General features: G+C 66.3%; 9 protein-coding genes. 6 read left to right on the plus strand and 3 right to left on the minus strand.

Annotated features, from left to right (window positions below; genetic code table 11):
• Positions 1-286 precede the first annotated feature (286 nt).
• From VFW45_14400 to gatC, 3 genes are read right to left on the minus strand one after another with little or no spacing between them, the layout of a single operon-like run.
• Positions 287-2,035, minus strand: a complete 1,749-nt coding sequence (locus VFW45_14400; protein HEU5181976.1) for an N-acetylmuramoyl-L-alanine amidase — start codon at positions 2,033-2,035, stop codon at positions 287-289.
• Between the two features lie 7 nt (positions 2,036-2,042).
• Positions 2,043-3,518 (minus strand): Asp-tRNA(Asn)/Glu-tRNA(Gln) amidotransferase subunit GatA, encoded by a 1,476-nt coding sequence (gatA, locus tag VFW45_14405; GenBank protein HEU5181977.1) that lies wholly within the window; start codon positions 3,516-3,518, stop codon positions 2,043-2,045.
• 33 nt (positions 3,519-3,551) lie between these two features.
• Positions 3,552-3,839, minus strand: a complete 288-nt coding sequence (gene gatC, locus VFW45_14410; protein HEU5181978.1) for an Asp-tRNA(Asn)/Glu-tRNA(Gln) amidotransferase subunit GatC — start codon at positions 3,837-3,839, stop codon at positions 3,552-3,554.
• 122 nt (positions 3,840-3,961) lie between these two features.
• Here gatC and VFW45_14415 point away from each other — a divergent pair, with 122 nt between their 5' ends.
• From VFW45_14415 to VFW45_14440, 6 genes are all read left to right on the plus strand, one after another.
• The gene (locus VFW45_14415; protein HEU5181979.1) at positions 3,962-4,894 is read left to right on the plus strand and encodes a hypothetical protein; all 933 of its coding nucleotides are present in this window, start codon (positions 3,962-3,964) and stop codon (positions 4,892-4,894) included.
• A 141-nt stretch (positions 4,895-5,035) separates the two neighbouring features.
• Positions 5,036-7,033 carry a carboxypeptidase-like regulatory domain-containing protein gene (locus VFW45_14420; protein HEU5181980.1) on the plus strand — a complete coding sequence of 666 codons (1,998 nt, stop codon included), beginning with the start codon at positions 5,036-5,038 and terminating at the stop codon, positions 7,031-7,033.
• Entirely contained in the window at positions 7,030-9,837 is a 2,808-nt protein-coding gene (locus VFW45_14425) for an ATP-binding protein (GenBank protein HEU5181981.1), read from the plus strand. The genes VFW45_14420 and VFW45_14425 overlap by 4 nt, the downstream gene beginning before the upstream one ends.
• Positions 9,830-10,225 (plus strand): carboxypeptidase-like regulatory domain-containing protein, encoded by a 396-nt coding sequence (locus VFW45_14430; protein ID HEU5181982.1) that lies wholly within the window; start codon positions 9,830-9,832, stop codon positions 10,223-10,225. The genes VFW45_14425 and VFW45_14430 overlap by 8 nt, the downstream gene beginning before the upstream one ends.
• Positions 10,222-11,637, plus strand: a complete 1,416-nt coding sequence (locus tag VFW45_14435) for a sigma-54 dependent transcriptional regulator (GenBank protein HEU5181983.1) — start codon at positions 10,222-10,224, stop codon at positions 11,635-11,637. The genes VFW45_14430 and VFW45_14435 overlap by 4 nt, the downstream gene beginning before the upstream one ends.
• 289 nt (positions 11,638-11,926) lie before the next feature.
• The coding region (locus VFW45_14440) for a carboxypeptidase regulatory-like domain-containing protein (protein HEU5181984.1) at positions 11,927-14,132 on the plus strand (2,206 nt) is incomplete at its 3' end.

Below are 14,132 nucleotides of genomic sequence, written 5' to 3' on the forward strand. Positions count from 1 at the left end.
TCCACCACCGGCTCCTGCAGGACGGATCGATCCCGATCCGGCTCGTGCGCGAGCGCATCCTTCCCGAAGCTTAGGTGTCGCGTATCCCAAATCCCGTTACATTCGGCCGTCGTCCATTAAGAGCGACAGCGCCATGCTGTCGATCCCGGCTTGCGGCGTTGCGTCTCGCTGGCATAACCACCCAGGTATGCGGCGCTTCATCGGTGGAGCGGCCCATAGGCCGCGGCGCCTTGCAATCCGGGCGGCTCGGCGGATTCGGTGTCAACGTGATTTCTGATACGCAACACTAAGCGTAATAGGCCAGCAGCGCATCCACGAAGGCGTCCGCGATCTTCTGCCGGAACTGCGGATCGGTGAGCAGCCGCGCGTCTTCGGGATTGTTGATGTTGCACACCTCGAGAAGGATCTGGACCGAGACCTGGTTGCAGCGCAGCACCGCCGGGACCCAGGGACGGGTGCGGCGGATGATCCGGTCGCGCACCGGCTCGTAGGGGTGGATGCGCACGCCCCGCTGTTTGAGCGCGCGCAGCAGGTTGGTGGAGAACTCGCGCGACAATCCCTCGGAGCGCTGCCGCTGCTCGCGCGTGAAGGAGACGAAGGGCTGCTCGCGCACCTCCTTGCGGGCGTGGTAGACCGCGCCGCGAAAGCCGTAGGTGTGGCCGCGGTACCCCTCGCCGGGCACGTAGATCATCGAGCCGCGCAGGCTGGGATGCAGCGAGTCGGCGTGGATCGACGCGAACACCACCTTGTCGGCGTCCACCCCCTTGCGCGCCAGGCTGCGGAAGTAGGAATTCGCCAGGTACCAGCGCAGGTTCACCCCCACCTCGTTGGGGGCCGAGGAATCCAGCTTCAACGGTGGCGTGGTGAGGATCGATTCGTTCTGGTTGAGCGGGATCTTGCGCGTCTCGAAGATGCGGTAGCCGTACTGGGCGTCCTTGATCGTCACGAGCACCTGCGCCGCCGTGGTCTTCTCCAGCCGCGCCTTCACCCGGCACATCACGTCGTAGACATAGTCGCTCTCCCAGACACCGTTGCGCGCCGCGCCGATGTCGCGCCCACCATGGCCGGAATCGAGGATCACCGTCACTCCCTCGAGGTGGCGGCTGACCGCCTGGTTCTTGAAGCGCTCGACCTCGCGCCGGCTCAGCTCGAGCTCGATCCGCCGGGGATCCGCGGGGGGGAGGAACTCGGGGAGCACCATGTCACGCGGAATCTTGACCTCGGCCCCGACCGCCATGGTGCGCACGTCGTCGATGCCGCTGCGCAGCGCCACGCGGCTGGCCGCCTGGTTCACGTCGTCGGGGTCCAGCAGCCCGGTGAAGCGGACGACGACCGCCGAGTAGATCGCCTCGCCTTTCTTGAGGCGGTAGGCGGCGTAGTCGCCCTGATCGTCCCGGCCGAAGCGCAGGTCGCCCACCTCCAGGGGCGGCGGCGCCGTGAGGAAGGGGAGCAGCAGCGAGACATGGATGCGCAGGACCTCTCCGGCGACGGGGGTCAGGTCCTTCAGGTCGTTCATCTCGGCGATCGCCTCGAAGTTCTTCCCGTCGCCGGTCAGCCAGAGGGCGATGTGCCAGAGGCTCTCCGCGGCCGTCGGGATGCGCCCCTTGCCGACGGGATGCAGCCAGAAGTCGCCTTCCAGACGATCCTCGGGGAACAGCCGCACCATCGTCAGCAGCTTGTAGCTGTCCTGCAGGTCCTCGTAAGGGATCATTACGTAGCGCTTGCCGGGGGCGGCGGGCTCCGGGTTGAACGCCTTGAGGGCCTCCCAGCGCGCCGGGTCGCGCAGCACCTTGCGGGCCACCGACTCGTCGGTCTCCCCGCTCGGCCGCAGGACCTCGAGGAACAGCGAGTTCTCGACGCTGAGGTAGATGCGTATCTCGGGGCTGACCTCGAAAGTGCGCAGGCTCTCGGGCAGCTGCAGGGAGGGACCGCCGGCGGTGGGCTGCGTCGCGGCCGGAGCGGTCGCCTCTTCCCGGGGAGGAGCGGGAGATAAGATCATCAGTGCGAGCACGACCAGGAGAGTGCGGTGCAGCATCCCCGCTTCAGGCGTCCCATCCGGCCGGCCGGTGCCGGTCCCGGAAGCCCAGCGTCTCTTCGAGAGCCGCGCCGGCGCGCAGCAGAGGCTGCTCACCGAAGGCGGGACCGATGAGCTGCAATCCGATCGGCAGCCCTTCGCGCGACAGGCCGCAGGGGAGGGAGAGAGCGGGAAGTCCCGCCAGGTTGATCGTGGCGGTGAAGATGTCCGAGAGGTACATCTGCAGCGGATCGTCGGTCTTGTCGCCGAAGCGGAAGGCGGTGGAAGGGGTCGTCGGCGTGGCGATCAAATCCACCTTCTCGAAAGCCCTCTCGAAATCCTGTCGCAGCAGGGTGCGGACCTTTTGCGCCTTGAGGTAATAAGCGTCGTAATAGCCGGAGCTCAGGACGTAGGTGCCCAGCATGATGCGTCGCTTCACTTCCTTTCCGAACCCGGCGTTGCGGCTGTGCCGGTACATGGAGGCCAGATCGCCCGCGTCCGGAGAGCGGAAGCCGTAGCGTGCCCCGTCATAGCGAGCCAGGTTCGAGGAGGCCTCCGCGGTGGCGATGATGTAGTAGGTCGGGATGGCGTAGTCGGTGTGGGGCAGGGACACCTCCTCCACCCGGGCGCCCAGCTCTTCCGCCCGCCGCAGCGCGGCGCGCACCGCCCCCGCAATCTCCGGGTCGAGCCCCGTCGGGAAGTACTCCCGCGGGATTCCGAGGCGCAGCGATTTCAACGGGGAGCCGGATTCACTCGTGAAGTCGGGGACCTCGACCGAGGCGGAAGTGGAATCGCGCGGATCACGGCCGGCGATAGCGCGCAGCGCCAGGCCGAGATCGGCCACCGAGCGGGCGAAGGGACCTATCTGATCCAGCGACGAGGCGAAAGCCACCAGCCCGTAGCGCGACACGCGGCCGTAAGTGCTCTTGAGACCGGCGACGCCGCAGAAGGCCGCCGGCTGCCGGATCGACCCTCCGGTGTCCGTCCCCAGGGAGATGGGCACCATCTCCGCGGCCACCGCCGCCGCCGAGCCGCCGCTCGACCCGCCGGGGACCCTGTCGGGATCCCACGGGTTGCGCGTTTTCTCGTAGGCGGAGTTCTCCGTGGAGGAGCCCATCGCGAACTCGTCCATGTTGGTCTTGCCCACGATGACGGCCCCCGCGTCGTGCAACCGCTCGATGGCCGTGGCGTCGTACGGAGAGACGAAGTTCTCGAGGATCCTCGATCCGCAGGTCGTGGGGTGATCCCGCAGGGTGAGCACGTCCTTGACCGCGACCGGAAGCCCCGCCAGCGGCCCCGCATCCTCGCCGCGTGCCAAGCGGACGTCGATGGCGCGCGCGCGCGCCATCGCGTCGTCCTTCAGGACGAGGCGGAAGGCCCCGAGGCGCCCATCGAGCCGCTCGATGCGATCCAGGCAGGCGGAGACCGCCTCGACCGCCGAGATCTCGCGCGAGCGGATGAGCCCGAGAATCCGGTCTGCGGTGTGGCGGTGGAGATCCGACATGGGATTGAAGGCGCCGTCTCGCCGGGGCGACGATCAGCCGATGACTTTGGGGACGGTGAAGTGTCCGTCCTTCGTCTCCGGGGCATTGGCGAGAGCGCGCTCGACCTCCAGGGAGGGGAGGACGCGGTCCTCCCGAAATGCCCGTTCCATCCGGGTGACGTGGGAGGTGGGTTCGATCCGCGCCGTATCCAGCTCGTTCAGCTTGTCGATGTAACCGAGGATCGCGCTCAGCTCGCGGGCCATCACGCGCAGCTCCTCGTCGGACAGCTCGAGGTTGGCCAGACGGGCAATGTGGCGCACGGTTTCGAGCTCGATGCTCACGATGGCTCCTCCGATCGCACGCGGCGCGTCGATCCGCGGCCGACTATAGAGGATGGCGATCCAGAATTCAACAAAAGCCATGGCGGTTGACCGCGAGCCCGCGGATAGGGAGAATCCCGCTCGTGACCGCCTCGTGGCGACGGCTCCTCTTCCTGCCTCTCGCGATGCTGCTCCCCGGCGCGCCGCGCGCCGAGGCTCCTCCTTCTCCTCTTCCCATCTCGCCGGTCGAGTTGCGCGTCGACACCCTGCGCGTCGGCGCGGACGGAACGCGCACGCTGGCGGAGGATCAGGCGCGCCTGTTCGTCGGCAAGGGGGCGCTTCTGAGCCGCGAGATCACGCTCGAAGGGCGTGCCGATGCCACGCGGCGCGTCGTCGAGAAGCTCGGGTTGAAAGCGGAGCTGAGGGTGGTCGACCTGGGCGCCGCAGGACTCACGCTGCTCCTCAAGTCAAAGGTTCGCGTGTTGGCGCTCTCGGGAGGCGGTCCGCTGCCCCGCGACGAGATTACGCGCGAGCTGGCGCTCGAGATCGGTCCTGGCGCCTCCCAGCTGGCGACCGTGTACGAGTCTCCCGTCACGGGACTCAAGGCCACCCTCAATATCCGCTGGTCCATCCCGGACCTCTCGGAAGCCCAGGAAAACGCCGCTCCGGTGCAGGTCTCCTGTCTCCTCTATGAGGTGAGCGAGGCCGGAGAGACGGTGCTGGCCGATCACCGGCTGCTGGCCCTGCCGGGGGCCGGCGCGTCGGCGACTTTCGACCGAATCGTCCCCCTTCCCGGGACCGGAGAGACGAAGCGGGCGCGCCAGGAACAGCTGGAAATCAAGGTTATCCCCAGGTTTCTATCGGGCCGGACCCTCAGTGCCGGGGTCGAGGTGGGGGGTGAAGTCTCCACCCTGCTGCCGGATGGCAAGCTGTCCCACCCGGTGGTCCATCAGGGAAACTACCTCTTCACCTCGGGGTTGCCGGTTTCGATCGAGCTCGAATCCGCCGCCGAATCACCCTCCCGCGAAGGTTGGGAAAGGGTCCGGTACCGCCTTGAGATTCTGACCGTTTTCTGAGCCCCTTCCGGGTTCGTCTTGTTTGACATAGCTTGCTGATTCGATTAAGGTAACGCCGCGTCTGGATGGCTGAAACCTTTCGATCCGCCCGTCACACGCTCGAGAGGTCCCACCCTGCGAAAAGGCTGTCGCAACCCGATCTTGCTTCTCCTCCTCGTCGTGTCCTTCCCACATCTCATTCAGGCGGCGGCTGCACCTTCCGATTTGCTCCTTGAGCCGGCGACGGCGGTCCTGGATCTGGTGGGCCACGGGGTGCCGGGGGTGGAAGTCCTGGTTTTTCCTGTCGGGGAATCGGACGGGCCGGCGGCCGTGCTGCATACCGATTCCAAAGGGCGCTTTACCCTTGCGGCGCTGCCGGCGGGGAGCTACATGCTGGCGCTCAGCAAGCCGGGATATCGCTTCCATCTCGCCCGTGTTAACTCCGCCCTTCTCTCCCTGCTGTCGATCCGACTGGTTTCTGAAGCCGGTGCGGGAGTGCCGGGCCCGGCGGCCGGGAAAATGGACTGGGTCCTCCAGCTTCCGACGGCGGATGTCTTGAAAGAGGAGGACGCGGTCCCCGTTCGGATTGCCGAGACCCCGTCCGCGCCGACCGCGGCGTCCCCCCGAGATCCCGGTTTTCCTGTCACCGCTGACAACGGACACCGACTACCGGTGCGCGGCGACGTCAATCAGTGGTACACCTCGACACTGGCGGCGCTGGGAACCGGAGCGCAGGCACCCGAATCGACCGGCCGCAGCACGGAGCTCCAGTTCGTGGGAGAGCTGCAGGGAAGAGGGAGCTGGGAGCTGCAAGGAATGGCCCGGACCCTTTCCACCGACGGCAGGCTCGCCGCGCAGTCGGGGAGCGAGACCGATCAAGGCTCCAACCGGGTCAAGCTCGCAATGAACTACCGCCTCACCCCCGCCGATTCGATCGACGTCCAGGCCCGCTTCGATCGGGATCGATACCGCGCCGAAGGTTTTCCCGGAGAGATTGCTCCGGCTGACCAGGAGGTACGCACTCTGGGTTATGCCGCGAATTACACGCGCAAGGTCAACGAGGCTCACCGATGGGGAGTCGGAACCGACATGGTGCGCGCCCAGGCCCGGATGCCGCAGCTTTCGACCAACCCGGTCCCGGCGCCGGACGCGGGGGATCTGACTGACTGGCGCTGGAGCGCGGCAGCCGACTACCAGGCCTCCTTGCCCCGCGACCATCGTATCTCGGTGGCCGCCAGGACCCGGATCTACCGCTATGAGATGAGAGACGAAGGGTGGGCAATCGCCCCGATCCAGGCCGGCGTCATCGAGGCGGGAGAGAGAGGTTGGTCGCTGTCGTTTTCGGGTGAGGACGCCTGGAAGGTTGCCGGCTCGGTTCAGCTCCTCCTTGGACTGGAGACGCATGCCTCCGAGGCCTGGGGGAGATCGGTGCTGCTGGTTCCGCGCGTCGGCGCGCGTCGCGAGAGCGACTCTTCCCTCGTGCAGGGATGGATCCTGGTGCGCGGCGCCGGGGGGGGCCCGGAGGAACCGGCGCAGGCAGGGAGCGACCTCCCCGGTTCGGCGCTGGGCTACCATGCCGAGGCCTCGCGGAGGTTCGAGGGAGCCTGGGTCGTGGGCGGCCACGTGCATCGCAACGCCCTGGTAGCCGAGATGCCGACGGGCGCGGGCGACCCGGCGACTCAGACCTTCCCCTCGGCCCTGCTTGCCGATCCCGGCTCTTGGACCCAGGAGATTGGCGTTTCCGTCAGCAAGGAGCTTCACGGCGTGCGCGGGACCCTCGAGTCGGATGGAGGGAAGGTCGTGGGCCGGGTCGGCAGCCTGCTGGGCGAAGCGCCGGTCCAGTCCCTTAGGGAGGGAAGCGCCCGCTATCTGACCCTGCGGGCGAGCGCCAGCGTTCTGAAGACCGACACGCGCCTTCATCTCGACTACACGAAGCTCGATGGCTCCGAGGCTGCCGGGGCGGAAGTCTCCTCGCAGGTCAATCTGGTCGTGTTTCAGCCTATTCCGATGATTTCCGACCGTGGGGCCGGCTCCTGGCGGGTTCTTTTCGGCTACCAGGGTGTGGCTCGTGAGGCCCATCCTCAGGAGGCGGCGTTGCCGGGTTCTGAAGGTCCCGGGAAGATCCACCGGTTCAGCGGCGGCGTGGGGGTGACGTTTTGAGCCGCGGACGGCGCTTTGCCTGCCTGCTGCCGGCGGCCTTCCTTGCCTATCTGGGCACCCTGAGCCTGATGCAGCGCGTCGCGACGTTGCGGGCGGAGGATGGCGTCGTCTGGCTGGCGCACGGGGAGCGGCTCGAAGCGGCGCGCGTCGAGGCCCGGGGCCCGGGGGACGCTGCCGGATTGCGCCCCGGCGATCAGCTGCTGGCCATCGGCGATGAGACGCCGCACGGCGAAGACCTCGGAGAGATTCTGTCGGGCCGCGAGGGAATCCCCACGCGCTACCGGGTGCTGCGTCAGGGGGGACCGGTGGAAGTCGAGGTGGTGCCCCGCTCCACCGATGGGAGAAACCGGATCTCCTATTACCTTTTCATTGCGGGCCTGGCGGCGCTGGGAGCTGGAAGTCTGGCCCTCTGGAAGCTGCCGTACGAGCCGGCTTCTTCCGCTCTGTATGGCTTCTGTCTCTGCCTCGCGTCGGTGCTGGTGCTGTCGCCCGCCGGAGCCTCGGGGAGCCTGAGCTGGATCTTCTATTGGGGGGATCTGTCCGGCAGGCTGCTGCTGCCCGTCTTCCTCCTGGCGTTCGTCCGCCTTCTCACCCTCGATGACGAGGAGCTGTTCGTCGCGACGCCGCGGGGACGCTGGCTTCTCCTGCCCGCGGGTGCTTTGCTGGGACTCGCCATCTACCTGATTCCTCTGCAGGGAGCCCTGACCTTCCGCGATCCGGTGCGGGCGATTCGCTTCAAGGATCGGCTGGAGCTCGCCTACCTCGCGCTGGCGGCCGGATACCCGGTAATCCTGCTGTGCCTCGGATTGTGGCGCTCGACGCGGGCCCGGACGCGATGGCGCCTCACTTCCGCCGGCGCCGCCGCCGTGGCGAGCCTCCTTCCCGCCGCCCTCCTCTATCTACTTCCGCTGGCGCTCGGGATACCGCCGGGCCCGCTCGGAGAGCTGTCCTTGCTTCCATTGGCCGTGGGACCGCTGGGGTTTGCCGCGACGCTTTTCCAGGACCGCAGCGTCGACCTGGACCGATCCTTGCGGGTGGTGGTGCGCGGCAGCGCCACGGGAGCGCTTTTCCTGGCCGGAGGAATCTTCGGCTCCTACCTTCTCTCGGCGCTCTTTGGAGATTCCCCCGGGGGCGTCCTCACCGAGATCCTCCTGCCGCTGACCCTTTCCAGCGGGCTCGCGCTCCTTTGCCATCGCCCTCTCTCCGGATGGGTGGACCGCCTGCTCGGATCGCGCAGCCCCGACACGATGCGGCTCATGCTCCGGTTCCGGGAGGACCTGGGGACGGAGCTCCGCATCGAGCGGCTGGCGCAGCGCCTCGGCGCGGGGCTGCAGGAGGCGCTCTCTATGGCGACCGTCCATCTCCTGGTGGACGGCGGCGGATCGGGATGTTACGAGGAGGCTGGGGGCCCCCTCCTGGGGAAAATCAGCTTCACGATGGAAGAGCCGGACCGCCGGATCCTGGCGCGCCATGAAGTGGTGCTGCTCCACTCAGGAGGCGAGGGCCTTGCCGCGGAAATCCGCGACCAGCTGTGCGGTCGGGGGTGTCATTACCTGTTTCCTCTGGTGACGGGCGGAGTCCCGGTGGCTTTTCTTGCCCTCGGGGCGCATCGGGACGGGTCGCCCCTTTCGGGCCTGGAGATCGACGCGCTGGCGGCCTTGGCGACGCAGGTCGCGAGAGGAGTGGAGGCCGCCCGACTCTACCGGGAGATCGAGACGAGCGGCCGGCGCGAGGCATCCCTGCGGCGCGAGACGGAGGCGATCCTCGAATCGAGCCGCATCGGCATCCTCCTTTCGGACAGCTCCGGCAGGATCACTGCGGCCAATCGCGCCGCGGCCGCCGTGCTGGGCGTGGCGAGGCCGGTGGGCCGCACCATCGCCGATCTGCTGCCCCGCGGACTGCTCATGCTCCTGGATCGCACCGCCCGCGGTGCGGGAGAGGCGGAGCGGGAAAGAGTGTTTCGTTTTTCCTTCGGAGCCCTGGACGGCTCGAAGCGGGTGATCAACGCCACGCGCTCCCCGCTGGGAGGCTCGCCGGCCGCCGGCATGGTGTACACGCTCGATGACGTCTCGGAGCAGGTGCGCCAGGAAGAGAGAATGCTGCAGCAGGATCATCTGGCATCCATGGGGTTGCTCGCCTCGCAGGTGGCGCACGAGGTGAACGCGCCGCTCACGGGGATTGCCAGCTACGCCCAGATCCTCATGTCCCGGATGAAATCACGTCTTCCCGAGATGGAGCTGCTTCGAAAAATCGAGACCCAGGCATTCCGCGCGGCGGGAATCACCGGCTCGGTGCTCAACTTCGTGCGGGGCAAGGATCGGGAAGACCCCGCCGAGTTCGACCCGGGGCCGGTGGTGGCCGAGAGCCTCGCCCTGTTCGAGCCCCAGCTCAAGGGGAAGCGCATCCGCGTCGGGGTGGAGCGCGCCCCATCCCTGCCGGCGATTCGCGGCTATCGCGGCAAGCTCCAGCAGGTGCTGATCAACTTGCTGATGAACGCCGCGCAGGCCCTGCCCGGAGGAGGCGAGATTCGCATCGCCATCGATCGGGAAGGGGAGGCGCTGCGTCTGCGCGTCTCCGACAACGGCATCGGCATTCCGTCCGGCGACCTGGAGCGGATCTTCAAGCCCTTCTTCAGCGGCCGCGCCGGCGGCAACGGTCTGGGGCTCGCGGTGGTCCGGGAGATCGTGCGCGAGCATGGCGGAGAGATCGCGGTGGAGAGCGTGGAGGGCGCCGGAAGCACCTTCACCGTGAAGATTCCGGCGGTTCTCTCGGATGCGGCCCGGATCGAGGCTCCCGTTGCGTAGCCGCCGGGCCGCCTGGCTCCTCCTGGGATGTCTGCTGGGGACCACGACGGTTTGCGCTGCCGACCGCGAGACCGCGGACCGCCTCGCCGGGACTCCGCCGGGCGGTTTGACCGGCAAGATCCTCGACAGCTCCGGGCGGGGAATCGAGGGGGCCAAGGTTTCGTTGAGACGAGGCGATCTGCTGCAAACGGCGATCACCGACGCGGTAGGGGAGTATTGCTTCTGCCGGGTGGTTCAGGCGCGCGACTACATCCTGGAGATCGAGAAGGAGGGCTTCGTCGGAATCATGGAAAAGGACATCTACGTGGGAAGAATGAAGCTCGTGGTGCGCAATTACGTCCTGGAGCCGTTGGCCGGGCGCAACGGCGCCGGGACCGGGCGCCCATGAGCGCGCCCCAGTCGACCTCCAGGCACCAGGCTCGCGTGCTGGTGGTGGAGGACGAAGCCGTCATCCGGGAGGTCCTCGCGCAGCTCCTGTCCGAGGCCGGTCACGAGCCGAGCGTGGTCGGCTCGGCCGAGGAGGCGCTCGCCGCCATCGAGGGCGATTCCTTCGACCTGCTTTTCATCGACATGATGCTCCCGGTCATGGGCGGATTGGAGTTTCTGCGCGCCGTGAAGGCACGCGACCCGGAGCAGATGGCCGTGATGATCACGGCGTTCGGCTCCGTCGAGACGGCGGTCCAGGCGATGAAGGAAGGAGCCTTCCATTACCTGACGAAGCCGTTCCGCCACGAGGAGGTCCTGCTGACGGTGCGCAACGCCCTCAGCCAGAAGAGCCTGCTTTCGGAGAACCGGGCGCTGCGGCGGGCCCTTTCCTGGCGGGCGCGCGACGGCGAGATCATCGGCAGGAGCCAGGCCATGCTCGATCTCCAGAGCGTGCTCGATCGCATCGCTCCGACGCGCAGCACCGTCCTGGTCCAGGGGGAGAGCGGGACCGGCAAGGAGCTGGTGGCGCATGCCATCCACCACCGCAGCTCGCGCTCGCATCGCCCCTTCGTCGTCGTGAACAGCGGCAGCGTGCCGGCCGACCTGCTGGAGAGCAACCTTTTCGGGCACCGCAAGGGGGCCTTCACCGGGGCCGTGACCGCGAAGAAGGGGCTGTTCGAGGTGGCCGATGGCGGCTCGCTGTTCTTCGACGAGATCAGCTCGATCCACCCCGAGGTCCAGGCAAAGCTGCTGCGCGTCATCCAGGAGCGCGAGTTCCTGCCGCTCGGAGCGGTCGAGAGCGTGCGCGTCGATGTGCGCATCATCGCGGCCACCAACATCGACCTCATGGAGCTGGTCGAGCGAGGCGAGTTCCGCGAGGATCTCTATTACCGGCTCAAGGTGATCGTCGTGGAGCTCCCGCCCCTGCGCAACCGGCGCGAAGACATCCCGCTCCTCTCGGACCATTTCCTGGCCAAGTTCGGCGAAGAGAACCTGCGGCCCGCTCCGCGCCTCCACCCCGAGACCCTCGACATCATGATGCGGCATTCCTGGCCCGGCAACGTTCGCGAGCTGGAGAATGTCCTGGAGCGGGCGGTCGTGCTGGGCAATGGCGGCACCCTCGGTCCCGATCTCCTTCCGGAGGAGATCCGCTCGGGCGCCACGCCGACGGTCGAGATCCCCTCCTCCGAGATTGCCGCAGGCGCCTTTTCCTATTCGCAGACCGTCGCCCGTTTCGAGAAGGAGCTCATCGAGCAGACCCTGGCGCGCGCGCAGGGGGTGCAGCGCCGGGCCGCCCGGATGCTCGGTATCAAGCCCACCACCCTCAACGAGAAGATCAAAAGGCTTGGAGTACGTCCCCCTCGCGGGATGTAGGACTGCTGCACAAGATCCGCAAGGCGCGGGTTACAATTCCTTGACAACGCTCAGGATGGTCGTACTATACCGATCAGCCGCGCAAGAAAAATTTTTTTATGGCGGCGTAACTGCTTCACCCCGTTCCGCTTATTGACCGTTGACTTGAATTTCTCGTCCCGTATAGAATGCAAGCTCCTGCTTACTTAATTAAGATCGAGGTAAGGAAGACCGCCCGGGGGGAGGGTCTTCCGAGCTGGAACGAGCGTTCCCATCCTCTTTCAGCGTGCGCAGTCCGGAGGAAGCTTCCATGAACAAGGCCAAGACCTCGGGTCTTCCGGCGCTCCTGTCAGCCATCCTATTAATAGCCTCCACATCGATGATCCTGGCGCAGACCTCCCCCGGAACGGTCAAGGGGATCGTCGTGGACAAGGATGGGAGCCCGCTGCCGGGAGCCACCGTCACTCTCGAAAACCGATCGATTGGTATCGTCGGCCTGGGCGGAGTCACCAACGCCCAGGGCGAGTTCCGTATCACCCCGGTGCCGCCCGGCAAGGGCTACACGCTCCGGGTCAATCTTCCCAGCTATCAGAAGATCGAGTTCACCCTGGAAGTCTATTCGGGCAAGACGGTCGTCCAGAACGTGACCCTGCGTGAAGAGTTCAAGGAACGGGTCCGGGTCGAGGGCAAGGAAGAGACCGTCAACACCGAATCGACGCAGATCAGCACCACCATCACCTCCGAGTTCATCTCGGGGCTTCCCATCCTGGGCACCGATTATCAGGACGTCCTGACCCTGGCGCCCGGCGTCACCGACGTCAACGACACCGGCAACCCGAACATCCACGGGGCGCGTGACACCGACGTCGTCACCCTGGTGGACGGCGTCAGCACCACGGATCCCTTCGACGGCCATTTCGGGCAGAACCTGAACACGGAGTCGATCGAGGAAATCGAAGTCATCACGGCCGGCGCCGGCGCGCAGTTCGGCCGGGCGCAAGGCGGCTTCGTCAACATCGTCACCAAGTCGGGAGGCAACGAGTTCAAGGGAAGCTTCACGCTGCAGATGCGGACCTACCGGCTGGACGGCGACGGGGCCGGCGTGGATCCCGCCGAGCTGCGCGGCGGTCTCGGCGAAACCGACGGCTTCCGGGATCTTTCCTTCAACACGATTTATCCATTTCTGTCGGTTTCCGGCGCTTTCGTCAAAGACCACCTCTGGTACTACTTCGCGCCCGAGTACAACAATGAGGAGTTCCCGGTCAACGCCGGGACACAGGCCTACATTCAGACTCTCAAGGACGCGCGCGTTACCGGCAAGCTCACCTGGCAAATCAGCTCCAACAACAAGCTGTCCATGACCGCCCTGTGGGACGATCTCTCCTTCGATAACCAGAACCTGGGCAGCCGCGTGGACCTGGAGTCGGGGTATACGCAGAAGCGCGGCGGTCCGACCATCACGCTGGTCGACAACGCCATCTTCACCCCCAACTTCTCGCTGACCTCCACGATCTCGCGGTTCGACAACTCGTTCCAGCAGATCCCGACGATCGATCCCGACACGAACGGCAACGGCTACCTGACGGTGGATGGCAACCCGCTGCTGGGCGGCAACCAGGACGGTTTTATCCAGCTGCGCGAAGCGGATCCGGGACTCGACTTCGACCAGGACGGCAAGTTCGACGTATTCGAGGATTTCGACGGCAACGGGAAACTCTCCAACTGCACCTTCGACGAGATCACGGGCGAGCGGACCTGTCTCGAAGATCGAGATCACGACCAACGGCTCACCGGGCCCCTCGGCTGCGAGGGGAACGATCGCGAGGACATCAACTGCAACGGTCATCTCGATTTCGAGACGGATACGAACGACAACGGCGTGGTGGATCCCGTCGAGGATAGCGGGATCCCGTGCGATAACCCCTCGGCGTGCCCCGGCGGCTTCGTTCCCGGCACCAGGGGGAACGGCGTGCTCGACACCGAGGACCGCAACGGCAACCACTTCCTGGACGACAATCCCTTCCCCAACTGGGTCGATCGCAACAACAACGGCACCCCCGAAGTCGGCGAGTACACCGCGCCGCTCGCGGCCGACAAGCCGTACCTCCTGAACTTCAACAACCTCACGCTTATCGGACCCTATAACCTGACCTATGAGGACAGCCGGACCCGGGACACCCTGAAGGAGGATATTTCCTATTTCGTGCCCGATTTCTTCGGTCAGCACGACATGAGTGTGGGAATGTCCGTGGAGCAGGAAGGCTACGACGCCAGCTTCCAGGCGCGCCCTTTCTGGCAGCTTCAAACCGGAGGCCAGAACCTCAACACGGGACAGATCGGCGGCGTCATCTCTGCGTTCCTGCCGGTCCAACAGCAGGCTTCCAACTCGGCCGGCAGCGACAATTTCGGCCTCTACTTCGGCGACACCTACAAGCCGATTCCGAACCTCACGGTGGGGGTGGTCCTGCGTTACGATCGCGAGGAGATCACCTCGCACGGCTACACCTTCTTCGATC

The organism is Candidatus Polarisedimenticolia bacterium (genome assembly GCA_035764505.1).
In the GTDB taxonomy this organism is placed as follows: Bacteria; Acidobacteriota; Polarisedimenticolia; order Gp22-AA2; family AA152; genus AA152.

What these genes read in the sequence shown, in the direction of transcription:
- VFW45_14435 (HEU5181983.1), top strand. Translation starts at nt 10,222, where the DNA reads ATGAGCGCGCCCCAGTCGACCTCCAGGCACCAGGCTCGCGTGCTGGTG.
- gatA (HEU5181977.1), bottom strand. Translation starts at nt 3,518, where the DNA reads ATGTCGGATCTCCACCGCCACACCGCAGACCGGATTCTCGGGCTCATC.
- VFW45_14400 (HEU5181976.1), bottom strand. Translation starts at nt 2,035, where the DNA reads ATGCTGCACCGCACTCTCCTGGTCGTGCTCGCACTGATGATCTTATCT.